Source organism: Pseudomonas sp. BIGb0176 (assembly GCF_024810175.1).
GTDB lineage: Bacteria > Pseudomonadota > Gammaproteobacteria > Pseudomonadales > Pseudomonadaceae > Aquipseudomonas > Aquipseudomonas protegens.
Window position 1 is genome coordinate 40,784 of record NZ_JANUEC010000003.1, and the last position, 26,509, is coordinate 67,292.

The window sequence follows — 26,509 nt, forward strand, 5'->3', positions numbered from 1 at the left end:
TGGGGGCGCACGCCCGGGTTGCTAGCGTGGCGCAGGCCCATGGCACTCGTAGTGCAAGCGGTCGAACCACTCGCCGTGCAACAGGAAGCTGCGCCGCGAATGGCCGTAGCAAGAGAAGCCGCAGGCTTCCAGCACCCGCACCGAACCGGTGTTCTGCGGCCGCGCATTGGCTTCGATGCGGCTCAGTTGCAGTTCGCCGAAGGCGCGCAGCAGCACCTGCTGCACCGCAGTGCGGGCAATGCCGCGGCCGTTGAAGCGGGCGCCGACCCGGTAGCCCAGTTCCGCGCAATTGAAGTAGGGGCGCTGCACCCGGTGCAGGTTGACGCGCCCCACCAGCACTGCGTTGTCGCGGATCAGGAACTGATAGCCGCGGTCTGCCTCGGCATCCTCGCACGCCTGGTTTATGGCTTCGGCGACCCCTTCGCGGGAGTAGTAGGTGGCAGGCCGGGCGTTGATCGAGGCTTCGAAGAACGCTCGGTTTTCCCCTTCGAAGGCCAGCAGGTCATCCAGGTCGTCGAGGTGTGGAGCGCTGATGTGCAGGTGGGTCATGGTGCCAGTGCCTCAATCCGTGAAGGCGCTTTCTTCTCACGATCCGCGGGTGTTCAGCAAGCCTCCAGGTGCGGTTTGATCAGTTCGGCGAACCATTCGATGAACACGTTGAGGCGGCGCGAGCGATGGCGCCGGTCGGGGTATAGCGCGCAGATATCCATGGGCGCCACCGGCAGTTCACGGAGCACCTGCACCAGCTCGCCACGGTCCAGCAGGTGCTGCACGTCGAAGCGTGGCACCTGGATCAGCCCCAGCCCCTGCCGGCAGCAGGCGATGTAGTTCTCGACGTTGTTGACGATCACCCGGCTGGGCAGCCCCAGCAGGTGCTCGCGACCTTCCAGCAGGTATTCCCAGGGCTGCTCGCGGCCGGTGTCCGGGGAGGCATAACCGACCATCCACTGGCCGTTCTGCAGGTCCTGGGGGGTGTGGGGCTCGCCCTGTTCGGCCAGGTAGGCGGGGCTGGCGCAGTTGATCAGCGCCAGTTGCCCCAGGGGGCGGGCGACCAGGCTGCTGTCGGCCAGGCTGCCGACGCGGATCGCGCAATCGATGCCTTCCTGGACCAGGTCGATGCTGCGATCGCTGGCGCCCAGGGCCAGTTGCAGGCCGGGGTATTGCGCCAGCCATCGGGGCAGGGCGGGGACGATCAGGCGCCGGGCGATGCGGCTGGGCACATCGATGTTCAAGCGCCCGCTGACGTCTATCTGGCGGTGGTGGAACAACTGGTTGAGTTCGGCGGCGTCTGCCAGCAGGCGCCGCGCCCGTTCCAGCAGAATGGCGCCGTCGGCGGTCAACTGCACGTGGCGGGTGGTGCGGTGCAGCAGTCGGGTGCCGAGGCCGGTTTCCAGTTGCTGCACGGCGGAAGAGACGGTGGCCCGTGGCAGTTCCAGGGCATGGGCAGCCTTGATGAAGCTACCCATGTCGGCCACCTGGATGAACACGCGGTATTGCTCAAGCTTATCCATCGTTTGAACGATCCTGGTTCGGGGGCGCCTGACGGCAGTGGATCGCAGCATCGGCCGAGGCGATCGATGCTGCGGCTCGGCAGGCCAATTTACCCCTTGGGCGCCAGGATTACTTGGTGGTGTAGCCGCCGTTGATCAGTAAGGTCTGGCCAGTGATCCACCAGCCTTCGGTGACCAGGTGGCGAATGAAGGGCACCACGTCCTCGATATCGGTGAGCCCGGTCTTGCTCGAAGGCGACAGGGCTGCGGCGCTCTTGTGGTACGCCACGGCGTCGGCGCCTTCGGCCGGGTAGAAGAATGGGGTATCCATGGGCCCGGGGCCGACGGCAGTCACTGAAATGCCGCGGGCACCGAACTCCTTGGCCGCGGCCCGGGTGAAGTGTTCCACCGGCGCCTTGGAGCCGCCATAGGCGGCATAGAACGGAGTGAAGGCCCCCAGCAGCGAAGTCACCAGGGTCACCAGCTTGCCGTTGTCCTCCAGGTGCTTGCCGGCTTCCTTGATAAAGAAGAAGGCGCTCTTGGCATTGACCGCGAACATCTGGTCGTACTCGTCCTCGCTGATTTCAATGATGGGTTTCTTCAGCACCTTGCCCACGGTGTTGATGGCGATGTCGATCTTGCCGAAGCGCGCCTTGGCCTCGTTGAACAGCTGCTCCACGGCACTGGCGCGGGTGAGGTCGGCCTGCCACGCCTGGGCCTCCACACCCAGGGCCTTGAGTGCCGCCACCGTGGCCTCGGCGTCGGCCCGGCTGGCGTTGCTGTTGTAGTGCACGGCCACCGCCCGGGCACCGTGGCTGGCCAGGTCGCGGGCAATCAGGCCGCCGAGGTTCTTCACGCCACCGGCGATCAGCACGACTTTGTTGTTCAGGGAGTGATCGGTCATGGCGCGGGTCCTTCAACAATTGGGGTGAAGGCTGAGTCTAGTGTCTGCACCGCTGTTGATAAGCCGTCGGCGGCTGGACGGATTATCCAGAAAATCCGGCCAATGACCTTGCCTGCCGACGGCCGCGATGGGGCTACAATCGCAGTTTTTTTCAGGAGCCAGTCATGTCCGATCTTCGTCGCCCGGTACCGCTGGACAAGGCGTACCGCTTGCTCAACCACGGCCCAACGGTGCTGGTCAGCGCAGCCCATGGCGGGCAGCGCAACATCATGGCCGCAGCCTGGGCCATGCCCCTGGATTTCGAGCCGCCGAAAGTCGCCGTGGTGCTCGACAAGTCCACCTGGACCCGACAACTGCTGGAGGCCTCGGGCACCTTCGTGCTCAATGTGCCTTGCGTGGCCCAGGTGGATATCGTGCAGAGCCTGGGCAACAGCTCCGGGCTTGAGCTGAGCCAGGGCGGTAGCGACAAGTTCGCCGCCTACGGTCTGCAGGCCTTTGCCGGCGAGCAACTGGCGGCGCCGCTGCTGGAAGGTTGCGTGGCCTGGCTGGAATGCCGGCTGCTGCCCGAGCCCCACAACCACCAGCAGTACGACCTGTTCCTTGGCGAAGTGATTGCCGCCCAGGCCGATGCCCGGGTGTTCAGCGAAGGGCGCTGGCACTTCGACGGGCACGACCGGCTGCGTACCCTGCACCATGTTGCGGGCGGGCATTTCCTGATCATCGGTGACGCCGTTGACGGTCGGCAACTGCCCCTGGTCGGCGAGCCCTGAGTCAGGGAATCAGCCGGTAATCACGCAGCCGCTGCAACTGTTCGAGCACGCTCTGGTGGCTGTCGATGCAACCGGTAAAGCCGGCCTGGCGGATCTTGATGGTGCTTTGCACCATGTCGTAGCCGGTATTGAGCCAGCCATCGACGAAGGGCCAGGCGGCGATCTGCTCCCAGGGCGTGGGGCGCAGTTGCTGCTCCTGGACAATGCGCGCCCACAGCGGCGCCTTGTCGGCCATCTGCACCCCCAGGTTCATCGGTTGCGGCGCGGCGCTGGCAAGGCCGAAGAACCCGGCGATCTGTGGCCACAGGTGCTGCCAGCGAAAGTGATCGCCATTGGTCACGTTGAAGACCTGCTGCTGTGCATTCGGTGAAGTCAGGGCCCAGAGCACGGCCTGGGCCAGCACCCGGGAATCGGTGGCCTGGTGCAGCGCCGACCAGGCCTGCAGGCTGCCGGGAAAACGCAGTGGCAGGTTCAGTGCCTGGCTGATGGCGGCGAAGCTGGCGATGCCGGTGAGGATGTTCATCGGTGAGTTGAGGCTGGGGCCCATGACCCCGTCCGGACGCAATACCGTCCAGGCAAAACCCTCGCGTTCGGCGTCATGCCACAACAGGTCTTCCTGATCGTTGTAGAAGATCGGCCCCATGAAGCGCGGGTCGCTTTCCTTGGCTGGCGTCTTATAGGGCCCCAGGTGTTCACCGTAGGATTTGCCGCCACCGATCAGCACCACCTGGCGCAACCTGGCTCCGGCCTGGCGCAGGGCCTTGAGGCTGTGCTCCAGCATCGCCAGGTTCGGCGCCACTGTGGCGGCCATGCTTTCCCGCTCGCTGTAGGCGCAGAACACCAGGTCGGTGACGCTGCCCAGTCCGGCAAAGGCGCGGGCGGTGCCGGCGGCGTCCAGCAGGTCGGCGCTGATGTGCGCCGGTGCCGGGCTGCCGTCCAGCAGGCTGGTCGGTGGGCGGCGACGGGCGGCGGTGGTCAGTTGCCAGCCCGGGGTACGGTGCATCAGCTCGACCACTGCGGTGCCGACCACGCCATAGCCGCCGATCACCAGCAAGTGACGGTCCGGGGAAGTTGAAACGCTCATCGGGGATACCTCGAATAAAGGGATCGCCAGCATAGAGTCGGGTCTTTGAGTGAAATAGACTGCCGGCCGGAACAGCATCTGTGAGTTGAATTCATATGGCGGGCAGCGAGATCAACCGGTTTGCCGAGATGGAAACCTTTGTCGCGGTGGTGGAGTGTGGCGGCTTGTCGGCCGCTGCGCGGTTGAGGCAGGTGACGCCTTCCTCGGTGAGCAAGCTGCTGGCGCGGCTTGAAGCACGCCTGGGCGTACGCTTGCTCAACCGCTCCACCCGCCAGTTGCAACTGACCGCGGAAGGCCGCGGCTTCTATGAAAACAGCGTGCGCCTGCTGGCAGACCTGCGAGAAGTGGAGGGTGAGGCCAGCAGCGCCCGGGCTCCGGTGGGCCGGGTGCGGGTCAACACCAGCGCCTCCTTTGGCCTGCATGTGCTGGCGCCCCTGGTGGCGGAGTTTCTCCAGCTGTATCCGCAGGTGGCCCTGGACCTGGTGCACAGCGATGCCCTGGTAGACCTCTTGGGAGAACAGACCGATGTGGCGATCCGCACCGGGCCGCTGGCGGATTCGCAGTTGATTGCCCGCAAGCTCGGGGAAACCCGCGGCGTTGTCGTTGGCTCCCCGGCCTACCTGGCTCGCTGTGGCGTACCGCAGACCCCGGAGGATCTGGCCGCGCACCACCTGCTCGGTTTCGACTACGCCCGGGCCGTGCCGGGCTGGCGCCTGGGCGCGGCGGGCGAGAGCCAACTGCTGCAGCCCAATGGCCGGGTGCAGGCCAGCGACGGCGAAGCCTTGCGCCATCTGGCGCTACACGGTGCCGGGCTGGCGCAACTGGCGGCCTTCACCATCGCCGATGACCTGGCCAGCGGCAGGCTGGTACCGGTACTGGAAGCCTTCAACCAGGCGCCGCTGGAAAGTTTTTATGCGCTGTATGTCGGCCAGGGCGGCCACGTGCCGTCGCGGGTGCGGGTGTTCATCGACTTCCTGGCACAGCGGGTGCGCTTGTAGCCGCCACTGGTCAGGCGTGGCGACGGATGCTTGAATCAACCCCCTGGCGACTTTTCCAAGGACAGAACATGCATGCAGTTTTCCAACGACTGGTGAGCCTGCTGGACAGCCACCAGGCGCGCTATCGGGTGATTTTTCACCCGGCCGAAGGGCAGTCGGCGCGGGTTGCCGAGATCCGCGGCACCGAACCTGGGCAGGGGGCCAAGGCCATGCTCTGCAGCCTCAAGGGCACAGACGAGGTGTATGGGCTGGTGATTCTCAGCGGCGACCAGAGGCTGGACATGAAAAAGGTCGGCGCGGCCCTGGGGGGCAAGAAGGCGCAACTGGTATCGCCGGAGCTGGCCAGGGAGCTGACTGGTTGCGTGATCGGCGCCATTGCTCCGCTGAGTTTCGATCCGCGCATCCGGCTGATCGTCGACCCGCAACTGACCTCCCGCTACAGCGAGATCGCCTTCAACGCCGGGCGCCTGGATGCCTCCATGGTGCTCGATACCCAGGACTACCTGAGGATCGCCCAGCCGCTGCTGCTGAGCGTGACCCGGGACCTGGAGAGCGACAGCCCCCAGCCCGGTTGAAGGCGGCTACCAGCTCAACCGAACCAGGGCCTCGGCAAAGGCGGTGAGCTTCGGCGAGCACTGGCGCGAGGGCGGATACACCAGCGACAGCTCGCGGCTGCGCCCGGCATGCTCCTGCAGAACCGGCACCAGCCGGCCGGTGTCCAGGGCTTCGCGTACCGCGAACTCCATCAACTGGGCAATGCCGAAGCCGCCGAGCACCGCGTCCACCAGGGCATCGCCGATATCGAAGATCAGCCGGCCCTGGACGGCCAGGTCCAGGGGCTTGCCCTGGTCCATGAACTGCCAGTCCACCAGCCGGCCGCTGCGCAGGTTACGCACGGCCAGGCAGTTGTGCTGCTGCAGGTCGGCCAGGTGCCGAGGCGTGCCATGGCGCTCCAGGTAGCCTGGCGCCGCCACCGTGACCCAGCGCAGGGGCGCCAGGGGCCGGGCAATGAGGCGCTGGTCCAGGATCACCCCGGTGCGCACCACCGCGTCGAAACCTTCATCGATGATGTCCACCACCCGGTCGGTCATCACCGCTTCGATGCTCAGCCCCGGGTGCTGGGCCGTCAGCTCGCCGATCACCGGCATCACCACCTTGCGCCCGAACAGTGACGGGGTACTGATCTTCAACATTCCACTGGGGGATTCGCGCCGGTCCAGCAGCAGGTGTTCGGCATGGGCCAGTTCCGCCAGCAGGGGCGCGGCGCGCTCGACCAGCACCTGGCCGTCCGGGGTCAGGCTGACACTGCGGGTGTTGCGTTGCAGCAGGCGGACCCCGAGCTGCTGTTCCAGGCGGGAAATGGCTCGGGACAGGCCGGACTGGGTCAGCCCCAGGTCACCGGCGGCACGGGTGAAACTGCGGGTTTCGGCAACCCGGACCAGCAGGCGAAGGGCGTTCAGATCCATGATTAAAGTCATTACTGAAAGAGATAATGGCTTGTTTATCATTTAAACGGCATCGATGACACTGGCCGCCGGTTATTTCCACACAAGGATCTTCGCGATGTCCGCGACCCCGTTAGCCAAGCCGTCGGGCTGGATGCTGTTACTGCTGGCCACCGCGCAATTGATCATCGCCCTGGACGCCACCATCGTGTTTGTCGCCCTGCCGGAAATCGGCAGCCACCTGGGCTTCTCCGCCCAGCAGTTGCAATGGGTGGTTAGCGCCTACAGCGTGGCTTTCGGTGGTTTCCTGCTGCTGGGCGGACGGGCGGCGGACCTCCTGGGCAAGCGGCGTTTCTACATCGTCGGCCAGTCCTTGTACGCCCTGGCCTCGCTGGCCGGCGGTCTGGGCGGCAGCGCGCTGCTGCTGGTGCTGGCCCGGGCGGTGCAGGGCGTGGGCGGGGCAATGCTGTTCCCCGCGACCCTGGCCCTGATCAACACCTGGTACGCCGAGGGGCCGGCGCGCAACCGGGCCTTTGCGGTGTGGAGCGCAGCCTCGGCGGCGGGGCTGGCCCTGGGGGCGCTGCTGGGCGGGGTGCTGACCCAGTACTGGGGCTGGGAGGCGGTGTTCCTGGTCAACGTGCCCCTGGCTGGGGCCTGTGCGTTGCTGGCCCGGCACTGGATACCCGCCGACCCTGCGCGCCAGCGCGGCCGTCAGTTCGACTTGCGCGGCGCGCTGACCGTGACCCTGGGTGGCACCCTGCTGGTGTTTTCCATCGTCCAGGGCCCGGAGTGGGGCTGGAGCGCCCCGGCGACCCTGGGCTGCCTGGCGTTGTCCCTGGCCCTGCTCGGGTTGTTCGTGCGCCTTGAACAGCGTAACGCCGACCCGCTGATGCCCCTGCGCCTGCTGGGTTATCCACAACTGCGCATGGCCATGGTGATTACCGCGCTGTTCATGAGCAGCTTCGGCGTGCAGTACTACTTCCTCAGCCTGTATTTCCAGCAGGTCTATCAGTTCAGTGTGTTGCAGAGCGGACTGGCGTTCCTGCCCTCGACCCTGCTGTGCACGGCCGGGATCTGGGGCGCGGAGCGGGCCCTGCTGCGCGTAGGCTTGCGGGCGACCCTGGTCAGCGGTTTGCTGCTCGGGGCGCTGGGCATCGGCCTGATGTACCTGGCCCTGCCGGGCAGTAGCGGCTTTGTCGGCCTGCTGCCGGGGATCGTGATCATGAGCATCGGCCAGGGCATGACCTGGACCTCGATGTGGGTCTCGGCCGGGCAGGGTATCGCGGCGTCCGAGCAAGGGGTGGCTGCGGGCGTGGCCTCCACCAGCCAGCAGATCGGCGGCGCCCTGGGGCTGGCGCTGCTGGTGTCCCTGGCCAACACCTTGAGCGCCGGCGGCAATCAGGCCTATGGCATCGAGATGGCTACCGCCGCCAGTGCCCTGCTGGCGCTGTTCGGGGCCTTGCTGGCGCTGCGCCTGCCCCGGGCTGGAGTGGCCTTGCCGGCCTGTTCCGTGGCCCAGGGCTGAGGGCGTCAGCCATGGGCCTGTGGCAGGTGGCGGCGCACCGCCCACAGCACCCCGGCCAGGAGCAACAGGGCGGCGCTGCTTTGCAGCAGGCTGGGCAGGTGCTGCAGGCAGATGAAGCCATAGAGCAGGGCGAACAGGGTCTCGAACACGATCAACTGGCCGCTCAGGGTCAGCGGCAGGCGCCGGGTCGAGGCATTCCACATGCGATTGCCGAACCAGGAGCCGAGCACCGCGCTGGACAGGCTCAGGCCCCAGAACAGCATCCAGCGCTGCTCGCTGGCCTCGGCCCGGGTGCCGGGCAATGAGAACCCGTCCGCCAGCAGCCAGACCAAGGCGCTCATCAGCCCAGTGGTAATGCCCCACAGGGTCGACCACTGGCTGCTGTTGAAACGGCTGCCTTTGAGGTAGCGGGCGTTGTCGGTGGCAAACCAGGTCCAGCACAGCAAGGCGCCGAAGGCGCAGAGCAGGCCCAGGGCGCGCTGGCCCAGTTCCACCGAATCGCTGTGGGCGGTGAGCAGGGTGTCGAGGTTGATGCAGCAGATGCCGGCGAACACCAGCAACAACGGCCAGCGCAGCCGGCGCAGGGGCACGGCATCGGCATCGCCGCGGCCGGCCAGGGTGATGGTCAGCGGCAGCAAGCCGACGATCAGGGCGGTGCTGGCTACGCCGGCCCACTGGATGGCGCTGGCCAGGAGCATGAAATAGATCAGGTTGCCGGTCAGCGCCAGCTTCACCAACAGCACGGTATCGCCCCAGGTCAGGCGTTGCAGCAGCTCCCGGGCATGAGGCGCAGCCAGGAGCAGGGAGAATGCACCGTAGAGGCTGAAGCGCGCGCAGCTGAGCAGCAACGGGCTGAACTCAGGCAGCAGGCTGGGCACCACAATCGCCAGGCCCCAGACCGCACCGGCCAGGGCGGCATAAGCAACTCCACGTTTCATGCAAACACTCGTACCTAGTCATCAAGCTGCGCAGGCTAGTCATTGCTGACCGGATGGACAAAGGATATATAGGCACCTACCTATTCTCCTGGGGAATGCCTTGTGAGCCGCTTCGCCCGTCATCTGCCGCCGCTGGAAACCCTGGTCACCTTCGAGGCGGTGGGCCGCAACGCCAGCTTCACCCGTGCGGCCACCGAGCTGTGCCTGACCCAGAGCGCGGTGAGCAAGCAGATCCGTGCCCTGGAGCTGTCGCTCAAGACCGAACTGTTCGAGCGCCAGGCCCGGGGGGTGAAGCTCACCGCCAGCGGCGCCTCGCTGTTCGTCGAGGTCAGCACCCAGCTCGAAGCCTTGCTGCGCAGCGTCAGCCGCCTGCGGGCCGGGCGCGACGCCAATACCATCACCGTGCAATGCACCCACGCGGTGGCGCAGTTCTGGCTGTTCCCGCGCCTGCTGGCATTCAACAAGCAGCACCCGGACATCACCGTGAGCATCCATGCCAACAACGACATGGACGAGTCCAGCGTGGCCGAGCATGACTTCGGCATTCTCTATGGTGCGGGGCACTGGTCGTCCCTGGCGGCGGTATCGCTGTTCGCCGAGATGGTCTACCCCATCGTCAGCCGGCGCCTGGAGCTGCCTGTGGTCAAGGAGCTGGCGCAACTGGCCGAACTGCCGTTGATCCAGCTGGACGCCTCGGAGTGGAACTGCATCGACTGGCGGGACTGGTTCCATCATTTCGGGCTGGACTACAGCGCGCCACCGGGGGCCCTGGGGTTCAACCAGCTGACCCTGATGTTCAGCGCGGTGCAGCAGGGCATGGGCGTGGGGCTGGGCTGGGATTTCATGGCCAGCCAGTTGGTGGCCCAGGGCGAGTTGCTGCGGGTTGGCGAGTGGGCGTTCCGCACCGGGCAGGCGGATTTTCTGGTGCATCCGCGGCACAAGCGCCTGTCCGCCAGCGGCCAGTTGTTTCGCGACTGGCTGGTGGCCCAGGCGGCTGAATGAGCGCCCGGGGCTCAATGGCCAGCCCCGGGCTATGGGTCAGAGGCTGGCGCGCGGCACGCTGAAGCGGAACTCGCTGCCCTTGCCCACTTCGCTGTGGGCTTCGATCTTGCCGCCGTGGGCGTGGATGATGCCCTGGGTGATGTACAGCCCCAGGCCGGTGCCGTTGGGGTTGCCTTCCTTCATGGTCCAGTAGCGGTCGAAAATGAATGGCAACTGGTCGGTGGGAATGCCCTCCCCGGAGTCGCGCACGCTGAACACGATCTGCTCGCCGTCGGACATCGCCACCACCCCGACCTTGCCCTGTTTGGGGGTGAACTTGATGGCGTTGCCCACCAGGTTCGACAGCACCTGGAACAGGCGCTCGGGGTCGGCGTTGATCCTGAGGTCCGGTTCGGCGTGGAAGCTGATGTCGATGGCCTTGTCCAGAGCCAGTGGCGCCAGCAATGAATAGGCCTCTTCGAACATCTGGCTGACGTCCAGCGGCTGCGGGGCGATGCTGTAGCGCCCGGCCTCGATCTTGGAGGTGTCCAGCAGGTCTTCCAACAGGTTGTTCATGCGGCTGGCGGCCTGCTGCATGGTGTCGATGGCCGAGGAAATGCGCCGTGAGGTATGCGGGCCATCGGAACTGAAGGCCTTCTGCATCATGCCGCAGAGCATGGAGATCACGGTCATCGGGTTGCGCAGGTCGTGGGACACCACCGCCACCAGTTCGTCCCGGGCGCGCACGGCCTGTTGCTCGCGCAGCACCTGGCGCGCCAGGTCGTGCTCCAGGGCCGAGCGGCGCAGGTCATTGGCGGCGAAGCGGTCGCCGTGGCTCCACTTGGTGGAGATCCCGGCCATCTCCACTTTCCAGATCTCGAACGAGGTGCGCGGCCGCAGGCGCAGGCCGGCGTCGGAGTTTTCCAGGTCCAGGGGCTTTTGCGGGTTGCCGCTCCAGTTGATGTTTTCCTTCACTTCCGGGCGGAACCACAGCACGCCGTTATCCACAGGCTTGGGCAGGGTCATGGCCAGGACCCCGCTGGCCACCTGTTGATAACTCGCCGCCGGCGGGTAGACGCTGGCCAGGTGATGGCTGGCGAACACCGCCTGCCCGGTGCCTTGCAGCCAGCGGTGCAGGGCGCGGATTTCGTCCTGGGGCGGGCAGTTGCCGAAGCAGTGCAGTTGCTTGTCTTCGATGATTGCCACGCCACCGGCCTGGGTCAGCTCCAGCAGTAGTTGCGGCACCTGGGTCAGGCCGTCGAAGACGCTGTCGGGGGTGTCGCGCATGGCCTGGTCGAGGCTGGCCAGGGCGGCGACTTTCTCTTCCCGCTGGCGGCTGATATCCAGGGCTTCCATGGCGCTGATCTGCAACGACAGCACCTGGCCGATGGTCTGGCAGGCAATGCGCAGCTCGTGGGGCACCAGCAGCGGCTGGCGGTTGCCGCAACTGATCAGGCCCCAGAGCTGGTCGCCCTTGAGCAGGGAAATGCTCATGGAGGACAGCACGCCCATGTTCTTCATGTACTGGCAGTGGATCGGCGACACGCTGCGCAGGGTGGCGAAGCTCAGGTCCAGGGCCTGCTGAGTGTCCGGGCGCAGCGCCGGCAGCAGGGGCACCGGCTGGTAGTCGGCGTTGGGGATGATCCGCAGCCAGTTGCTGCGGTACAGCTCGCGGGCTTGCTGGGGAATGTCCGAGGCCGGGAAGAACAAGCCATTGAACACTTCCATGGTGGGGCGGGTGGCTTCGGCGATCACCTGGCCGTGGCCTTCCTCTTCGAAGCGGTAGATCAGCACCCGGTCGTAGCCGGTCATCGCCTGGATTTCGCTGACGCTGATGGTGTACAGCTCATTCAGGGTCTTGGCCGTCTGCAAGCGCCGCAGCAGGCGCCCCAGGTTCTCGGTCTGCTCTTTCAGGTGCTGGGGCTGCAGGTGTTCGAGCTGGATTTCCAGCTCCAGCATCAGCACTCCCTGGTGGCGATGCAGCAAGCCTTCGAAGCGCGCGCCATTGACGGCCAGGTGCAGCGGCGGCGCATCGGACAAGCGCGGCAGTTGCAGCACCTCGCGGATGCGCTGGCCGTCGGTGTCTCCCAGCAGTTGCTCCAGGGGCTGGCCGAGGACCTGCGCGGCAGGCTGGCCCAGCAGGGCCTCGACGTTGGCGCTGATCTGCTGGATGCGCAGCTCCGGCTCCGACAGCGTCAGCAGCACGCCATGGGGCTGGATCGCCCCGGGGGAGCGGATTGGCTCATCGGCGCAGTTGGCCAGCAGTTGTTCGAAGGCTTGGGCGTCTTGTGGGGTCATAGCAGCACCTCGCGGCTGTCGAGCCAGTGCTCGAAACAGGCAAATGTGGATTGCGCGGCGCTGACCACTTGTTGTCGTGCGCTCGCGTCCTCGGGCATGCGCCCCAGGTAGTCGAGAAAGTCTTTCCAGCGCCGCCCGGTGGCGGCGCCATACACGTCGAGGAAAGCCCCGCCGTTATCCCCGTGCAGGTCCAGGCGCTGGGCCATTTCCCGGCGCAGGATCTGCCCGCCCAGGGTCGCGCCCTCCAGTACATAGAGGGCGCCCAGGCACGCGCCGGGGCTGGCCAGTGCGGGCAGATGGTCGCAGCGGGGCAGGGCGTCGATGCGCTCCGGGGCCAGGCCCAGGGCCTGCAGGTCGCCGGCCAGGGCCGGGGTCTTGCGGCGCTGCTCCGGGTCGTAGCCGGCAGGGATCAGGCCGCTGTCATGCAGGGCCGCCTCCAGGGGCTGATAGAAGCCGAAATAGGCCTGGATCAGGCGCCGGTACCAGGCCGCATCGAGGTGCTCGGAGAAGAACGGCAGGCGCTTTTCCAGGGCCACGTGCAAGGTCGCGGTGCCGGCGCGCAGGTCTTGAAGCAGGGTGGGGGCGGTGGTGTCTTGGTGCGGTTTGGGCATTCAGGGGTCAGGGGTCGCAACAGGTAATGGACGCGCCATGGGCGTCATCGAAAGCTGGGACCAGGCTGTAGTCCCTGCACTAGAGCCATCGCACAGAAAAATAAGAGCGTCACTCTACCTGTGCTTTTTGCACTGACGTACAGTTTTTGACGCACCATTGGTCGGCCAAGGGTAGGCGATCGATGACGTGTTGCTGTGTCTGACTGTGTTCAAGAGGCAGAAATTCCTTTTTCCGTCTCGCAGGTTCAGCGGTAAGGATCAGATCCAGACGTCGTTCTGGGCGGTGCGTTCGCCACCTTGATCGCCGGTGTTGAGCACGCCCTTGGGTTCGATCAGCAGCAGTTTGACCTCCTGCTCGGCCCAGGGTTTGTGCTCGACGCCCTTGGGCACCACGAACATCTCGCCACTGCCGATGGCCACCCGGCCGTCACGGAAGTCGATGTACAACTGGCCGTCGAGCACGATGAAGGTTTCATCGGTGTCGGCGTGGGAGTGCCAGACGAATTCGCCCTGCAACTTGGAGATCTTGAACTGGTAGTCGTTCATCTCGGCGATCACCTTGGGGGTCCAGTGTTCGCTGAACAGGCCGAGTTTGCTGGCGAAGTTGATGCTCTGGTAGGCGTCTTGCGGGGCAGGGTTTTGCATGGTGTGGTCCACCTCAGTGATGAATGAGCGCTGAGGGTAAACAGCCAGGGGCTAGGGCTTCTTGAACGATCGTGTATGGCCTCAGCGGCCGAGCATCTTCAGCCAGCGCGCCGGGGGCAGGCCGTAGGTCTGGCGAAACTGCCGGGTCATGTGGCTCTGGTCGGTGAAGCCGGCGATCAGTGCGGCGTTGGCCAGGCTCTGGCCCTGCACCAGCAGCGCGCGGACCAGGTCCAGGCGGCGCATGCTCAGGTAGCGGTAGGGGCTGGTGCCGAACAGCAAACGAAAATCCCGGGACAGGCTCCAGCGGTCGCGCCCACTGTGGGCCGCCAGTTCCTCCAGGGTCAGGGTGCGGTCCAGGGCACTGTGGATGTATTCCCGGGCCCGCTCGGCCGCCACATAGTCGAAACGTTGCCGTGATTGGGCGACCCCGGAGACGCTGTTCAGGGCATGGGCCAGGTCGAACAGGGCGTCTTCCTGTTCCAGCGGGTCCAGGGGGCTGTCGACCCCACGCAGCAGGGCCTCGGTGGCGGCAAACAGCCGCGGGTCGTTGGACAGGCCGCCAGTAATGAAGGGCAGCGGCTGGCCGCCGAGGATCTGCTGGATCAGCGCCGGCTCGACATACAGCATGCGGTAGTGAAAGCCGTCGTGGGTGCCGGCCTCGCCGTCGTGGGCTTCGTCGGGGTGCAGGACCATGGTGGCGCCGGGCAGGCTGTGGCGCCAGCCGCCGCGGTACTGGAAGCTCTGCACCCCGTGCAGGGTGCGGCCGATGGCGTAGGTGTCATGGCGGTGCATGTCATAGCCATGGCCGGCGAAATACGCCTCGATGCGCTCCAGGCCCCGGGCGGGCGGCGCGCGGTGAACCCAGTCGGTGACAGCTGCGGGTTTGGCCATGGAACGGTCCTGATGGATGAAACCAAGGGCCGTACGTTAACTCAGGGGCGCGCTGGCTGTCTTGCCCCTCGGTTCTACGCCGTAGCGGTTCTGCCGGAAGAAGGGCGGCTTGCAGGAGGGTTCCGGCGCTGCACGATGGCTTGTTGCCTGAGCCGGGTTGCGAGGCCAATCGGCGGTTGCCTGGGCAGGCGCGAGTGGAGTAGCGTCGTTCCCCCGGACCCTCTTCATGGCCATCTGTTCCCATGTACGCCTCACACCTGGTTTACCTCGCCCCGTTGTTGTCGCTGGCCCTGCTCTGGAGCGTGGCGGTGATCACCCCCGGGCCGAACTTTTTCACCACTGCACAACTGGCGGCGGGCTGTTCGCGGCGCCATGGCCTGTTCGCCGCCCTGGGGGTGGCCAGCGGCACCCTGCTCTGGGGGCTGGCGGGAGGCTTGGGCATCAAATCGCTGTTCAGCGCGGCGCCGGCGCTGTTCGTGTTGTTCAAGGTTGCCGGTGGCTGTTACCTGATCTACCTGGGGCTCAAGCAGTTCAAGCGCAAGCCGGCCCTGGAGACCCCGACCACCGATGGCGCGAGCCATGCTGCGCGCAGCCTGTTCTCGGCCTACCGGCTGGGCTTTCTCGGCAACATGACCAACCCCAAGTCGGCGCTGTTCGTGGCCACCATTTTTGCCACTTCGATGCCGGCCTCCCCGCCACCTCTGCTACTGGGGCTGGCGGTGCTGACCATGGCCGGCCTGTCGCTGTCCTGGTACTGCTGCGTGGCGCTGTTTTTCGCCAGCAGCCGGGTGGCCGGGTTCTATGCCCGGGCCCGGCGCTGGCTGGACCGCCTGGCCGGTGGTTGCTATGTGCTGTTCGGCGGGCATCTGCTGGCCAATCGCTGAACGGCCGGTGCCTTGCGCCGGCCAGTATCCGCCCCCAACAAGGACGACCCGTCCCCGTATCAGGAGACCGAACATGGCTGTTGTTTTTCGCCCGGTGGCAGAGGCGGACATTCCGCGGATCTGCCGTTTCGTGGGCAATCCCCAGGAGTTGTATTTCTTCTTTCCCGCCGCCACCTGGCCACTGACCCACGAGCAACTGCGCGACTCCATCGCCCAGCGCAGCGACTCGACGGTAATCGAGCGTGACGGGCAGGTAGTGGGCTTTGCCAACTTCTACCGCTGGGCCAAGGGCGGCACCTGTACCATCGGCAATGTCATCGTCGACCCAGAGGTGCGCGGCGCGGGCCTGGCGGCGCAATTGATCGGGCAGATGATCCACATCGCCCACAGCAAGCACCAGGCCAGCGAGGTGACGCTGTCGTGCTTCAACAGCAACGTGGCGGGGTTGCTGCTCTATCCGAAGCTGGGCTTTGTGCCGTTCGCCATCGAAGAGCGCAAGAACAAGGAACAGGAGCGAGTGGCGCTGATCCATTTGCGCTACAGCCCCAGCTGAATTGAAGAACCGTCAGCAATCATTTTTTCAACGGGAAGCAGTCATGAGCAAGTTGCGGGTCGGGATTATTTTTGGTGGCCGTTCGGCCGAACACGAAGTGTCGCTGCAGTCGGCGCGCAATATCGTCGATGCCCTGGATCGCACGCGTTTCGAGCCGGTGCTGATCGGCATCGACAAACAGGGGCACTGGCACCTCAACGACACCTCGAACTTCCTGATCAACCAGGAAAACCCGGCGCTGATCGCCCTCAACCAGTCCAACCGCGAACTGGCGGTGGTGCCGGGCAAGGCCAGCCAGCAACTGGTGGAAACCTCCAGCCAGGAACTGCTGGGGCATGTCGATGTGATCTTCCCCATCGTCCACGGCACCCTGGGCGAAGACGGTTGCCTGCAGGGCCTGCTGCGCATGGCCGACCTGCCCTTTGTCGGCTCCGACGTGCTGGGTTCGGCGGTGTGCATGGACAAGGACATCAGCAAGCGCCTGCTGCGCGACGCCGGGCTGGCGGTGACCCCGTTCATCACCCTGACCCGGGCCACCCGTGCTCGCTACGGTTTTGCCCGGGCCCGGGAAACACTCGGCCTGCCGCTGTTCGTCAAGCCGGCCAACCAGGGTTCATCGGTGGGGGTGAGCAAGGTCGACAACGAGGCCGAATACGAGGCCGCGGTGGAACTGGCCCTGGGCTTCGATCACAAGGTGCTGGTGGAGTCGGCCGTGCGTGGGCGGGAAATCGAATGCGCGGTGCTGGGCAACGACCAGCCCATTGCCAGTGGCTGCGGCGAGATCGTGGTCAGCAACGGTTTCTATTCCTACGACAGCAAGTACATCGACGGGGAGGCGGCCCAGGTGCTGGTGCCGGCGGACATCAGCATCGAGCACAGCGAGCGCATTCGGGCCCTGGCCGTCGAGGCATTCCAGGTGCTGGGCTGCTCCGGGCTGGCTCGGGTCGATGTGTTTCTCACCGATGAGGGGGAAGTGCTGATCAACGAAATCAACTCGCTGCCGGGCTTCACTCGGATCAGCATGTACCCCAAACTTTGGCAGGCCACCGGCATGAGCTACAGCGAGCTGGTGAGCCGCCTGATCGAGCTGGCGCTGGAGCGTCACGCTGAACGGCAAGGGCTGAAAATCAACCGCTGAAGCGGATCATCGTGGTTAAGGAAGTGACGAATGAGTTCGGCAACAGATGCATCGGTTTATCTTTTTTCCTACGGCACCCTGCAAGACAAGGCGGTGCAGATCGCCAACTTTGGCCGTGAGTTGAGTGGCAGCGCGGATGCCATGCTTGGCTACGAACAGAGCTGGGTGGAAATCACCGACCCCGAGGTGCTGGCGGCCAGCGGCAAGACCCACCACCCGATCCTGCGCCCGGGGGCGGCGGACAGCGCGCCGATTCCCGGCACCGTGTTCTGCATCACCGCCGAGGAGCTGGCAGCGGCCGACAGCTATGAAGTCTCGGACTACAAGCGGGTCAGCGTGACCCTGGCCTCGGGCATCCAGGCCTGGGTCTACGTCAGCGCCTGAGTCTTCGGCTCACTCCGGCGGCAGCATCACACCGATGCACGCCAGGGCCAGCAGCACCGCCCCGAGCACGATGAACACATAGTTCAGCGGCGTGAAACGGGCGTTGCTGCGGCCTTCGGGATCTTTCGCGGCGGCATTCAGGCCGCGCTGGCCGAGCCAGGTGATCCACGCCAGTACCGGCAGCAGCGCCAGGCTGGCAATGTCGGTCACCGGGTAGCCGATGTTCTTGCGCGACAGCGCGTCCACCACGTTGTTGATGATCACCCCCACCACAAACAGGGTTGCCAGTTCACCGGGCCGCCAGTCATGGCTGCGGCCGTCGCGCTTGAGCGTCGCATCGGCTTCGCGGTACAGCGCATGGGTGAAGAAGATCGCGAAGAAGGCCCGGGCCACCGGCCACAGCTCCTGGCCGCTGGCGTGCCTGAACTGATGCCAGTTCTTGTAGGCCCAGTACACCTGGTAGATACCGAAGGTGAGGATGTACAGGGTCAGGAACTTGGCCTTGGACACCACGTAGAACGGCTGTTGCGCCGCTTCGGGCGAGGGGGCGACCAGATCCGCCTGGGGCGGGGCATAGAGGTTGTCAGACACGGGCACTCCTTGGGTTGAGCCTGAGGGGGGAGGCAACGTTAGCTCAGGTTGCTGGCCAAGAACCAGCAGGGGCTCGGTGGCCAACCGGAACCGGGTTCAGGCCCGGGGTGGATCCGCCGGCCGAACGTAGTGAATATCCCATTCACTTTCACCCACCTGAACAAAACCCAGGCGTCGATAAAAACGATTCGAGTCACTGCCGCGCAACGCATCCAGGTGGATGGGTAGCTGCTCGTTGGCGGAGCGTTCCAAAAGCTGCTCCAGGGCCTTGGCGCCGAGGCCCCGACCTTGGAATTGCGGTAGGACGTACAGGTGCTGCAGGCGCAGATGATCGCCGTGTGATTGGCTCTGGATAAAGCCTGCGGGCTGTCCGTCACTGAGGATGAAGTGGCAGCGTTCGGCCGCGAAGCTTGCGGCAAAACGCTCCCGGGCCCGCTGCGGATCGAAGCGCCCCAGGCGCTCAAGGCTTTCGCGCATCGCCGCGATGCGCATCTGGACCAGGGTTTCCAGGTCGCTCAGGGAGGTTGGGAGCAGTGCACTCTCGAGGTTCATGTCCGGCCGATCCACGAGTACTGGAAGGCCTTGGCTTCACCCCGGTGCCCGCGTCGACGATAGCTGGCCAGGGCCGGGGTCGAGCAGTAGGTGCACAGCTCGCTGATTTCGATCTGTTCATCACTGATTCCAGCGGCGTGCAGCAAGTGCACGGCATAGCGGCTCAGGTCGAACCACAGGGAATCGGCCTGGGTCGGTTGCGGTGGCGGAATCTGCGGCGGCAGCAGCGGGGCCGGTTGCTCACGGCTCCAGGGGGCCTGTGCGGCCGGCCACAGCGGGTCCTGAGTGGCGGACAGGGTGTCGATGAAATCGGCGCTGACTTCATAGCAGCAGGGTTTGATCGATGGGCCGATGGCCACCCGCAATTGCTGTGGGGTGATGCCCTTGCTGGCGAAGTGTTGCAGCACATTGGCGATGATCCCGCCATGCAGGCCTTTCCAGCCGCCGTGCACTGCCGCGACCCAGGAACCGTCCTCGCTGCTGATCAGCAACGGCAGGCAGTCGGCGGTGACTACTGCGATGGGCCGGCTGGAATGGGTGAGTACCGCGTCGCCGCGGATGATTCCGCTGGGCAGCGTGGTACTGGCTTGCACCACCTCGCCGCTGTGGATCTGCGAGCAGAAGAACAGGTTGGCCGGCAGGGCGGCGCCGAGGGTCGAAAACGCATGACGGATGCCGGATATCTGGTTCAACACACCTGCCTGGAAACTCATCGGGCCTTCGCTCGGTAACCTGGGAATGGCTGCAGAGCATAGCGGTATCCGAGGTACTTTTGCTGACAGACAACGCTGGATAGGCCGGGGCAGACCAGCGGTAGCCTGCTGGTCGGCCCCTTCACCGGGCGTTTCAGGCGCTCAGAGGGATATACAGTTCCACCACGCTGTCCGGGTGCGTGGGCCCCAGAAAGCGCTCGCCGGTGTACTCGAACTCCACCGCGTCGATGGGCATCAGCCCGGCGGCGGGCAACCACTCGCTGTAGGCGGCGCGAAAGGTCTCCGGCAGGGTGGCCACGCTGCCGTGATGCTCGACTCGCGCGTAATGGCGGGCAGGGATTTCCAGCTCCACCATGCCGGGCACCAGGGGCGCGTCGGCGGCGACCGGCAGGCCGGCCACATAACGCCACTGGCCGTCCTCCAGGGGCTGGCAGATGCCATAGGTGCCCACCGGCTCGGCCAGGCGCTGGATCTCCTGTTCCCGAGGTTCGAAACGTTGCCAGAGCTCGGCGATGGTGCCCGGGTCGTCCTGCTGCCAGGCCATGCCGATGATCCGCTGCGGCGCCAGGAATACCTTCTGTGGTGTCTGCGCGGCTGGGAGTTGGCGCTGCGGCTGGGCCAGGTAGCGCTGCAGATGGCCCAGTACTTTCTGGCTGCGGGCGATCTCGCTTTGCAACTGCCGGGCATGCGCCTGCAGTGACTGCTGCATGTGCAGCACGCTGTCCAGGCCGCCCTGGTCCGCCAGAGTGCGGATGTCTTCCAGGGACATGCCCAACTGCCGCAGCCAGGCGATGCGCCCCAGGGTCACGATCTGTTCCGGGCTGTAGTAGCGGTAGCCGTTGTCCCGGCCGGTGAGGGCCGGGGTGAACAGGCCGATGCTGTCGTAATGGCGCAGGGTCTTGGTGGTAAGGCCGTGGCAGCGGGCCATTTGTCCGATGGTGAGCATGGAGCGTCCTTGGTGTTGTTGGGCTGCGGGGCATGCTGAGCCTTTACCCAAGGGCAAGCTCAAGCCCGGCAGCACGGCTCAGGACGATTTGATCGGCTTGATCAGGCTCTCGGCGGGAATGCCGAACAGCTGGTGCAGTTTCCAGATCATGGGCAGGGTCAGCGCGCGCTTGCCGTTGAGCACTTCGTAGACGCGGTTGGTGCGGCCGATGGCGGGCGCCAGGTCGGCGGCGGACAAGCCGGACTGTTCCATGCGGAACTTGATCGCCTCGATCGGGTTGGGCAGGTCCAGGGGAAACTGCTTGGCTTCGTACGCCTCGATCAGGGTAATCATGACGTCGAAGTAATCGCCTTCAGGTGTTCCGGGCTGCGGTTCGTTGTCGAACAGGGGCGAGACGCTTTTCAGCGCGGCGCGGTAGTCCTGGTCGGTGTGGATAGGGCGGATGTTCATGCGGGTTGCTCCATGTCTACGCTGTCGGCATCAATGGCGTCGTACTCTTGGTGAGTGCCCACGAACTTGATGTACAGCGCACCAAAGCGGTAGGCCACGGCAACGATCAGTCGGTACTCGTTGCCTTTGATGTTGAAGACCACCCTGCGGCTTTTGAGAATGCTCGCGTTGCGATACTGGTCCTTGATCTGCGCAGGGTTGGACCACTCGGCATTCCTTGCTTCATCGATCCAGGCCAGCAGAGGCTGTTCTGCGTCCGGGTGCTTTGCCCAGAAGGCCTTCAACTGACTGACTGCAATAATTCTCATGGCGCGATCCTAGTCCCGTCCTGGGACTTAAACAAGTCGCTGAGTGCGTCAAGCGATGTACGGGCAGATCGCTGGATCTGCCCGCAGAGGCAACGTCGGTTCAGGGACGATCAGGTCATGCAGAGAGCGTGGCGTGCACGTCGTCCATCAGTGCCTTGCCCATCTCTGCCAGGTAGTGTGCCGCCCAAGCATAGCGGTCGCACCGCGGTTCCATGGCTGAATTGCTTTGCCAGATGCAACAGGGTCGAGGCGTGTTCCAGGGCGTCGTTGATCGGCACGTCGGCATTCACTCGAAACAGCGGATGCGAGTGTTCGCCGCAGTGGGAAAAGCGGATTTCACCGAGGGTGGTCAGGGGCGATTGAGTGGTCATCGGGCACCTCCGGTTTTGTGTGACGGGAGGTGTTGGGGAAACAGATTGCAGAAGCAGTTCATGGTCACGACTCCTTGATTCGAAGGACCGTCACCGTCTGCCGCCAAGCAGATCAGGGTGGCGGATTGCGCAGGATTGGCGGACCGGGAATCAAGGAACCGGCGAACCCGAAGGTTCTCCCACGCAACCCGCCATAACGCAGGTATGCGGGCGCAAAAAAAGCGCCTGCATGATTGGTGGGGGCGCTGTTGCGCCTCGATTCTATCAGGCCGCCAAGCCTGTTCGCTGATTTTGCAGCGACGGTCGAACCATAGGTTGGAGTAGGGGGCGTCGCAACGGCATTACTGCGACATTTTGTGAACCAACCCTGTAGCCGCTGCCGCAGGCTGCGAACGACCGGAACGGTCGCAGCGATCTCCCAGGCGCCGAAGGCCCTTCGGTCCTTGTCGCAGCCTGCGGCAGCGGCTACAGAGGTTGTGCCAGCACCTCTCGAAATACATCGGGCCTGAGCATTGCGATATGCAGCAATGAACGGGCCGCTCCAGAAGGCGAGCGCCGACCTTGCTCCCACTCTTGAAGGGTCCTTACCGACACGCCAAGCAGTTGCGCAAATTTGGGTTGCGACAACCCGGTTTTACCGCGCGCTTCGGCGGCCTTGGTGATCGGAATGCTATGGGTATGGCCATGCCGGCCGGCTTTGACATCGATGATCGCGTCCAGAAGCTCCTGGCCGATATTGCGCTTGGCATCGCGCTCCAATAGTTCTTTTTCAGTAAGGGGCATGATTCATCTCCTTCGCAATTCTGCGTAGAACAGGTGCTGGAATGTTTTCGGTAGCGCCTTTGCCATAGATCACCAGCGCAACCAGGGCTCCGCATGCGAGCTGGGTGGTATAGATGACCCGCACCGAGCCACTTTTTCCACGTCCATCAACGCTCCATCTGATTTTCCTGCAACCGCCAGAGCCCGGGATGACAACGCCGGACTCTGGGTCGCAGGCAAGAAACGTCATGAACTCTCCACGCTCCTCTTCGGACCAGTAATCGGGCCAGAGTCTGGAAAACAGCGGAGATTCTATGATCGTCAGCATGCGGGAGAATTCTACGTCCTTGACGTACCTTGCGGCAATGGTGGGTGCTAGGAGATGACTCCTGAAAGATTAAGAACGTGGAGTTGCAACTCCAATGAGCGGAGTCCTGATTTCCAGTCAGCCCATTCGTTTTCTTGTGTGTGATCCATGCCCCCGATGTCACCTTTTGCATGACCTGAAACCCGAGCAACTCTGCTCAGGGCGGTTCCATGATCCGGAGCCGCTCACTTAACCCTCCAACGCTTTCGCCATCTCACTGGTCGCCGCCCAACCCAGCCCCTGATACAGCGGCTTGCCGGCCTCGGTCGCATGCAGCACGGCAAAGCCCAGCCCGCGCTGGCTGAACTCGGCCTCTGCCAGTTTCATCAGCGCCGAAGCCAGGCCGCGCCGCCGGTAGGCCGGTTCGACGTAGACGTTGAGCACGTAGCCGCGTTGATCCTGGGTCGGATGGGAAGGGTGGGGCGGCCAGTCGATGCTCATCAGGCCGATGCTGGCCACGCTCTGCTCGGCGTCCATCAGGGCAAAGCCGTAGTAGCGGCCGTCCTCCAGGCGTTCGCGCAACCAGGGGCGAAAGTGCTCGGTCATCACTTGCAAGGTGGAGAGATCCTTACCCGCATCGAGAAACATCGCCTTGCGATGGCGGCAGATCAGCTCAAGGTCCTGGGGCGTCAGGCGTCGCGGGCTCAGGCCCGTGATATCAAGGTCGGCTGCAATTTCGTTCATCGTCGGTTCCTCGGTGGACAGGGACGATGCTAGGGCAGATCCCCCGGCCGGGTCAGACACAGACCAGCGCAAAACTTTGCATACAGCGCCGTTGTTTCCCGTCCACAAAAAAGGGCCAGCCTCACGGCCAGCCCTCGGGTTCATCCGATTACTCTCAATCCCCCAGCGCTTCCCCTTCACGCCGTGGATCGGCGCCGCCGGCCCAGGACGCCTTGCCCTGTGCGTCACGCACGCGAACGATGGCCTGGGTGCCGCTGGTCATGTCGATCTCGTTTACCTCATGTCCCTGAGCTTGCAGTGCCTGCTTCAGGGCCGGGCTGAACTGGCCTTTCTCCAGTTCGGTCGGCCCGTTGCGGCTGCCGAAGTTGGGCAGGCCGACGGCGGCTTGCGGGTCCAGGTTCCAGTCGAGCATGCCCACCACCGACTTGGCCACGTACTCGATGATCTGCGAGCCGCCGGGGGAGCCGACGCTGGCCAGCAGTTCGCCGCTGGCGCGGTCGAAGACCAGGGTTGGCGCCATGGACGAGCGCGGGCGCTTGCCCGGTTGGACGCGGTTGGCCACCGGCTGGCCGTTTTCCTCGGGAATGAACGAGAAGTCGGTCATCTGGTTGTTGAGCATGAAGCCCTGGACCATCAGGTGCGAGCCGAAGGCCGCTTCCACCGTGGTGGTCATCGATACGGCGCCGCCCAGGTCATCCACTGCCACCACTTGCGAGGTGGAGATGCGCATTGGCGAACGGTCCGGTGCGTAAGCCACCTGGATGCCCTGAGGCTTGCCCGGTTCGGCCTTGCCCATGCTGCGCTCGCCAATCAGTGCGGCACGCTTGGCCAGGTAGTCCGGGGCGATCAGGCCGGCCACCGGCACCGGTACAAAGTCGCTGTCGGCCACGTACAGGCCACGGTCGGCATAGGCCAGGCGCTCGGCTTCGGCAATCAGGTGCACCGCTTGTGGCGCGGGCTCCAGGCCGGCGGGCAGGTTGGTTTTCTGCGGCTTGAGGTTGGCCAGGGTGTAGCGCGGGTCGCGCTGTTCCAGGGCCTGCAGGGTGCCGAGGATCTGCGCCACCGCCACGCCGCCGGAAGAGGGCGGCGGCATGCCGCACACCTGCCAGCGCTTGTAGTCGCTGCACAGCGGCGCGCGTTCCTTGGCGCGGTAGCCTTGCAGGTCATTGAGCGACAGGCTGCCGGGGTTGGCGTGGCCCTGGACCTTGGCGACGATTTGTGCGGCCACCGGGCCTTTGTACAGAGCGTCCGGGCCTTCCTGGGCGATGCGCTTGAGCACCGCGGCCAGTGGCGGGTTCTTCAGCAGGGTGCCCACGGCTTTCGGCGTGCCGTCGGCATTCAGGAAGTACGCGGCCATGTCCGGCGAGCGCGCCAGGAACGGATCGGCGCTGATCATGGTGTGCAGCCGTGGCGAGATGGCGAAGCCTTGCTCGGCCAGGCGGATCGCCGGTTCGAACAATTGTGCCCAAGGCAGGCGTCCGTGTTTCTGGTGGGCCATTTCCAGGGCCCGCAGCACGCCCGGGGTGCCCACCGAGCGTCCACCGATCTGCGCCTGGGGGAAGGCCATGGGTTTGCCGTCCGCCTGCAGGAAGAGCTTCTCGGTGGCGCCGGCCGGCGCGGTTTCCCGACCGTCATAAGTGCGTACGGCCTTGCCGTCCCAGAGCACGATCATCGCGCCGCCGCCAATCCCCGAGGACTGCGGTTCTACCAGGGTCAGCACCGCTTGCATGGCAATCGCCGCATCGATGGCCGAGCCGCCCTTGCGCAGCATTTCGCGCCCGGCCTCGGCGGCCAGCGGGTTGGCAGCGGCGGCCATGTGCTTGTCGGCATGGCGAGTCTGCATGTCGGTGCGGTAGCCCGAGGCGATTTCCGGAGCAGCGGGCAGGGTGTTGGAAGAGGGCGGGTTGTGGCAGGCGCCAAGGCTGAGGGCGGCAGCCAGCAGGCTGAGGCCGAGCAGTTGGCGGTGACGGGGAGGGAAGTTCGAGAACACGCGTTGAGCTCCGTTCACAGGGAAATGAGGGGTCGTCCGTGCGGGGGAATGTACAGCAGTGGCGCCGGCAGTTGGACCCGGATGTAGCCCTGGGCAGTTGGCTGGAGTGGGCCATCTCCCCTGTACACAGGGTCGCAGGCAGTCTTTCACCCGGCCGTCGATTGATCTGAGTCAGGGCGGGAGGGGGGCGTTGGGTACAGGGTGAAACAAACTATAAGCCTGATGAGGGGACGTCATGCACCGTTGTAAGTGGTTACTTGTTTTCGGATTGCTGTTGGGGGGTGAGGTCAGGGGGGAAACGCCAAGCGAACCGATCCAGCCGGTACAGCCGGTGAAGATCACCGATGTGGCCAAGGTGGAGCTGGGCAAGCAGTTGTTCTTCGACCCGCGCCTGTCCAAGTCCGGTTTCATATCCTGCAACTCCTGCCACAACCTGAGCATGGGCGGCAGCGACAACCTGCCCACCTCCATTGGCCACAACTGGCACCAGGGGCCGATCAACTCGCCCACGGTGCTCAATTCCGGCATGAGCGTCGCGCAGTTCTGGGACGGCCGCGCGGCCACGCTTCAGGAACAGGCCGGTGGCCCCATCGCCAACCCGGGGGAGATGGGCTTCACCCATGACCTGGCGGTGGACGTACTGCGTTCCATTCCCCAGTACCGGGCCTCCTTCAAGCATGTCTACGGCGACGACGGCATCAAGTTTGACGACGTGACCAACGCCATCGCTGCGTTCGAAGAAACCCTGGTTACCCCCAATGCGCCGTTCGACCGCTGGCTCAAGGGCGACAAGGCGGCCATCAGCCCCACCGCGCTCAAGGGCTACCAACTGTTCAAGTCCATCGGCTGCGTGGCTTGCCACAACGGCGAGGCGGTGGGCGGTGGCTCATTCCAGAAGATGGGCATGATCGAGCCCTATGTCACCCAGAACCCGGCCCAGGGCGTGGCCGGACTGACCGGCAAGGATGCCGACCGCATGCTGTTCAAGGTGCCGACCCTGCGCAACGTGGCGCTGACCTATCCCTACTTCCACGACGGCGCCTACTGGAAGCTGGAAGAGGCGGTGGACGTGATGGCCCGTCTGCAACTGGGACGCAAGCTGGGTACCGAGGAGGTCAGCCAGATCGTGGCCTTCCTTGAAACCCTGACCGGTGACCAGCCGGACTTCAAGCTGCCGATCCTGCCGCCGTCCTCGGCGCAGACACCGCGTCCGCAGCCGTTCAACTGAGCGAAAAA

At 65.0% G+C, this 26,509-nt stretch carries 30 protein-coding genes and 1 pseudogene; 10 read left to right on the plus strand and 21 right to left on the minus strand.

Going from position 1 to position 26,509, the window contains the following annotated elements:
* Positions 1 to 21 precede the first annotated feature (21 nt).
* The 3 genes from M2395_RS18140 to M2395_RS18150 all read right to left on the minus strand — a co-directional run bounded on the left by M2395_RS18140 (position 22) and on the right by M2395_RS18150 (position 2,394).
* On the minus strand, positions 22 to 549 hold the full coding sequence (locus M2395_RS18140; protein WP_015637021.1) for a GNAT family N-acetyltransferase: 528 nt from the start codon (positions 547 to 549) through the stop codon (positions 22 to 24).
* Between the two features lie 53 nt (positions 550 to 602).
* Positions 603 to 1,511, minus strand: coding sequence for a LysR family transcriptional regulator (locus M2395_RS18145; RefSeq protein ID WP_019093558.1), 909 nt, complete (start codon positions 1,509 to 1,511; stop codon positions 603 to 605).
* A gap of 109 nt (positions 1,512 to 1,620) precedes the next feature.
* Complete coding sequence (locus tag M2395_RS18150) at positions 1,621 to 2,394, minus strand: SDR family oxidoreductase (protein ID WP_015637019.1); 774 nt, start codon at positions 2,392 to 2,394, stop codon at positions 1,621 to 1,623.
* A 164-nt stretch (positions 2,395 to 2,558) separates the two neighbouring features.
* On the opposite strand from M2395_RS18150, the gene M2395_RS18155 reads away from it, so the two are divergent.
* Positions 2,559 to 3,164, plus strand: coding sequence for a flavin reductase family protein (locus M2395_RS18155; protein WP_041119882.1), 606 nt, complete (start codon positions 2,559 to 2,561; stop codon positions 3,162 to 3,164).
* 1 nt (position 3,165) lies between these two features.
* Here M2395_RS18155 and M2395_RS18160 read toward each other — a convergent pair whose 3' ends face one another.
* Positions 3,166 to 4,248 (minus strand): SDR family oxidoreductase, encoded by a 1,083-nt coding sequence (locus tag M2395_RS18160; RefSeq protein WP_041120709.1) that lies wholly within the window; start codon positions 4,246 to 4,248, stop codon positions 3,166 to 3,168.
* 95 nt (positions 4,249 to 4,343) lie between these two features.
* Here M2395_RS18160 and M2395_RS18165 point away from each other — a divergent pair, with 95 nt between their 5' ends.
* A complete protein-coding gene (locus tag M2395_RS18165; RefSeq protein ID WP_041119880.1) occupies positions 4,344 to 5,246 on the plus strand; it encodes a LysR family transcriptional regulator in 903 nt (300 codons plus the stop codon).
* A 68-nt stretch (positions 5,247 to 5,314) separates the two neighbouring features.
* The gene (locus tag M2395_RS18170; RefSeq protein ID WP_053153821.1) at positions 5,315 to 5,821 is read left to right on the plus strand and encodes a YbaK/prolyl-tRNA synthetase associated domain-containing protein; all 507 of its coding nucleotides are present in this window, start codon (positions 5,315 to 5,317) and stop codon (positions 5,819 to 5,821) included.
* A 6-nt stretch (positions 5,822 to 5,827) separates the two neighbouring features.
* Here the strand turns inward: M2395_RS18170 and M2395_RS18175 are convergent, their stop codons facing one another.
* Complete coding sequence (locus M2395_RS18175; protein ID WP_123431435.1) at positions 5,828 to 6,712, minus strand: LysR family transcriptional regulator; 885 nt, start codon at positions 6,710 to 6,712, stop codon at positions 5,828 to 5,830.
* 97 nt (positions 6,713 to 6,809) lie between these two features.
* On the opposite strand from M2395_RS18175, the gene M2395_RS18180 reads away from it, so the two are divergent.
* Positions 6,810 to 8,216, plus strand: coding sequence for an MFS transporter (locus M2395_RS18180; protein ID WP_123431434.1), 1,407 nt, complete (start codon positions 6,810 to 6,812; stop codon positions 8,214 to 8,216).
* 5 nt (positions 8,217 to 8,221) lie between these two features.
* On the opposite strand, the gene M2395_RS18185 is transcribed toward M2395_RS18180, so the two are convergent.
* Complete coding sequence (locus M2395_RS18185; RefSeq protein WP_123431433.1) at positions 8,222 to 9,154, minus strand: DMT family transporter; 933 nt, start codon at positions 9,152 to 9,154, stop codon at positions 8,222 to 8,224.
* 102 nt (positions 9,155 to 9,256) lie between these two features.
* Here M2395_RS18185 and M2395_RS18190 point away from each other — a divergent pair, with 102 nt between their 5' ends.
* On the plus strand, positions 9,257 to 10,156 hold the full coding sequence (locus M2395_RS18190; RefSeq protein WP_011063443.1) for a LysR substrate-binding domain-containing protein: 900 nt from the start codon (positions 9,257 to 9,259) through the stop codon (positions 10,154 to 10,156).
* Positions 10,157 to 10,192: 36 nt separating this feature from the next.
* Here the strand turns inward: M2395_RS18190 and M2395_RS18195 are convergent, their stop codons facing one another.
* The 4 genes from M2395_RS18195 to M2395_RS18210 form a co-directional block, all read right to left on the minus strand.
* Positions 10,193 to 12,433 carry an ATP-binding protein gene (locus tag M2395_RS18195; protein ID WP_123431432.1) on the minus strand — a complete coding sequence of 747 codons (2,241 nt, stop codon included), beginning with the start codon at positions 12,431 to 12,433 and terminating at the stop codon, positions 10,193 to 10,195.
* A complete protein-coding gene (locus tag M2395_RS18200) occupies positions 12,430 to 13,044 on the minus strand; it encodes a biliverdin-producing heme oxygenase (protein WP_041119872.1) in 615 nt (204 codons plus the stop codon). The genes M2395_RS18195 and M2395_RS18200 overlap by 4 nt, the downstream gene beginning before the upstream one ends.
* 258 nt (positions 13,045 to 13,302) lie before the next feature.
* Entirely contained in the window at positions 13,303 to 13,689 is a 387-nt protein-coding gene (locus tag M2395_RS18205; RefSeq protein WP_011063440.1) for a cupin domain-containing protein, read from the minus strand.
* An 81-nt stretch (positions 13,690 to 13,770) separates the two neighbouring features.
* The gene (locus tag M2395_RS18210) at positions 13,771 to 14,580 is read right to left on the minus strand and encodes an AraC family transcriptional regulator (protein WP_011063439.1); all 810 of its coding nucleotides are present in this window, start codon (positions 14,578 to 14,580) and stop codon (positions 13,771 to 13,773) included.
* Positions 14,581 to 14,822: 242 nt separating this feature from the next.
* Between M2395_RS18210 and M2395_RS18215 the strand changes: the two genes are divergently transcribed.
* From M2395_RS18215 to M2395_RS18230, 4 genes are all read left to right on the plus strand, one after another.
* Complete coding sequence (locus M2395_RS18215; RefSeq protein ID WP_123431431.1) at positions 14,823 to 15,464, plus strand: LysE family translocator; 642 nt, start codon at positions 14,823 to 14,825, stop codon at positions 15,462 to 15,464.
* A 73-nt stretch (positions 15,465 to 15,537) separates the two neighbouring features.
* Entirely contained in the window at positions 15,538 to 16,017 is a 480-nt protein-coding gene (locus tag M2395_RS18220; RefSeq protein ID WP_123431430.1) for a GNAT family N-acetyltransferase, read from the plus strand.
* 43 nt (positions 16,018 to 16,060) lie between these two features.
* A complete protein-coding gene (gene ddlA / locus M2395_RS18225; RefSeq protein WP_011063436.1) occupies positions 16,061 to 17,155 on the plus strand; it encodes a D-alanine--D-alanine ligase in 1,095 nt (364 codons plus the stop codon).
* 30 nt (positions 17,156 to 17,185) lie between these two features.
* Positions 17,186 to 17,539 (plus strand): gamma-glutamylcyclotransferase family protein, encoded by a 354-nt coding sequence (locus tag M2395_RS18230; protein ID WP_123431429.1) that lies wholly within the window; start codon positions 17,186 to 17,188, stop codon positions 17,537 to 17,539.
* Positions 17,540 to 17,548: 9 nt separating this feature from the next.
* Here the strand turns inward: M2395_RS18230 and M2395_RS18235 are convergent, their stop codons facing one another.
* The 11 genes and pseudogenes from M2395_RS18235 to ggt all read right to left on the minus strand — a co-directional run bounded on the left by M2395_RS18235 (position 17,549) and on the right by ggt (position 25,273).
* A complete protein-coding gene (locus M2395_RS18235) occupies positions 17,549 to 18,130 on the minus strand; it encodes a membrane protein (protein WP_019093550.1) in 582 nt (193 codons plus the stop codon).
* Between the two features lie 96 nt (positions 18,131 to 18,226).
* Positions 18,227 to 18,682 carry a GNAT family N-acetyltransferase gene (locus tag M2395_RS18240; RefSeq protein WP_011063433.1) on the minus strand — a complete coding sequence of 152 codons (456 nt, stop codon included), beginning with the start codon at positions 18,680 to 18,682 and terminating at the stop codon, positions 18,227 to 18,229.
* Entirely contained in the window at positions 18,679 to 19,395 is a 717-nt protein-coding gene (locus M2395_RS18245) for a polyphenol oxidase family protein (RefSeq protein ID WP_015637009.1), read from the minus strand. The genes M2395_RS18240 and M2395_RS18245 overlap by 4 nt, the downstream gene beginning before the upstream one ends.
* A 133-nt stretch (positions 19,396 to 19,528) precedes the next feature.
* Positions 19,529 to 20,341: a MerR family transcriptional regulator gene (locus tag M2395_RS18250; protein WP_123431428.1), complete on the minus strand. Its 813-nt coding sequence runs from the start codon at positions 20,339 to 20,341 to the stop codon at positions 19,529 to 19,531.
* A 78-nt stretch (positions 20,342 to 20,419) separates the two neighbouring features.
* On the minus strand, positions 20,420 to 20,791 hold the full coding sequence (locus M2395_RS18255; RefSeq protein WP_041119869.1) for a type II toxin-antitoxin system HigA family antitoxin: 372 nt from the start codon (positions 20,789 to 20,791) through the stop codon (positions 20,420 to 20,422).
* Positions 20,788 to 21,099, minus strand: coding sequence for a type II toxin-antitoxin system HigB family toxin (locus M2395_RS18260; RefSeq protein ID WP_123431427.1), 312 nt, complete (start codon positions 21,097 to 21,099; stop codon positions 20,788 to 20,790). The genes M2395_RS18255 and M2395_RS18260 overlap by 4 nt, the downstream gene beginning before the upstream one ends.
* A 115-nt stretch (positions 21,100 to 21,214) precedes the next feature.
* Positions 21,215 to 21,389: pseudogene (locus M2395_RS18265) on the minus strand (DUF3077 domain-containing protein).
* A 546-nt stretch (positions 21,390 to 21,935) separates the two neighbouring features.
* Positions 21,936 to 22,253, minus strand: a complete 318-nt coding sequence (locus M2395_RS18270) for a DNA-binding transcriptional regulator (RefSeq protein WP_077934764.1) — start codon at positions 22,251 to 22,253, stop codon at positions 21,936 to 21,938.
* Positions 22,240 to 22,560, minus strand: a complete 321-nt coding sequence (locus M2395_RS18275) for a transcriptional regulator (protein ID WP_185057808.1) — start codon at positions 22,558 to 22,560, stop codon at positions 22,240 to 22,242. The genes M2395_RS18270 and M2395_RS18275 overlap by 14 nt, the downstream gene beginning before the upstream one ends.
* Positions 22,561 to 22,788: 228 nt before the next feature.
* The gene (locus M2395_RS18280; protein WP_077934763.1) at positions 22,789 to 23,283 is read right to left on the minus strand and encodes a GNAT family N-acetyltransferase; all 495 of its coding nucleotides are present in this window, start codon (positions 23,281 to 23,283) and stop codon (positions 22,789 to 22,791) included.
* A gap of 154 nt (positions 23,284 to 23,437) precedes the next feature.
* Positions 23,438 to 25,273: a gamma-glutamyltransferase gene (gene ggt / locus M2395_RS18285; RefSeq protein ID WP_123431426.1), complete on the minus strand. Its 1,836-nt coding sequence runs from the start codon at positions 25,271 to 25,273 to the stop codon at positions 23,438 to 23,440.
* A 235-nt stretch (positions 25,274 to 25,508) separates the two neighbouring features.
* Between ggt and M2395_RS18290 the strand changes: the two genes are divergently transcribed.
* The gene (locus tag M2395_RS18290) at positions 25,509 to 26,501 is read left to right on the plus strand and encodes a cytochrome-c peroxidase (RefSeq protein ID WP_123431425.1); all 993 of its coding nucleotides are present in this window, start codon (positions 25,509 to 25,511) and stop codon (positions 26,499 to 26,501) included.
* Positions 26,502 to 26,509: the final 8 nt, after the last annotated feature.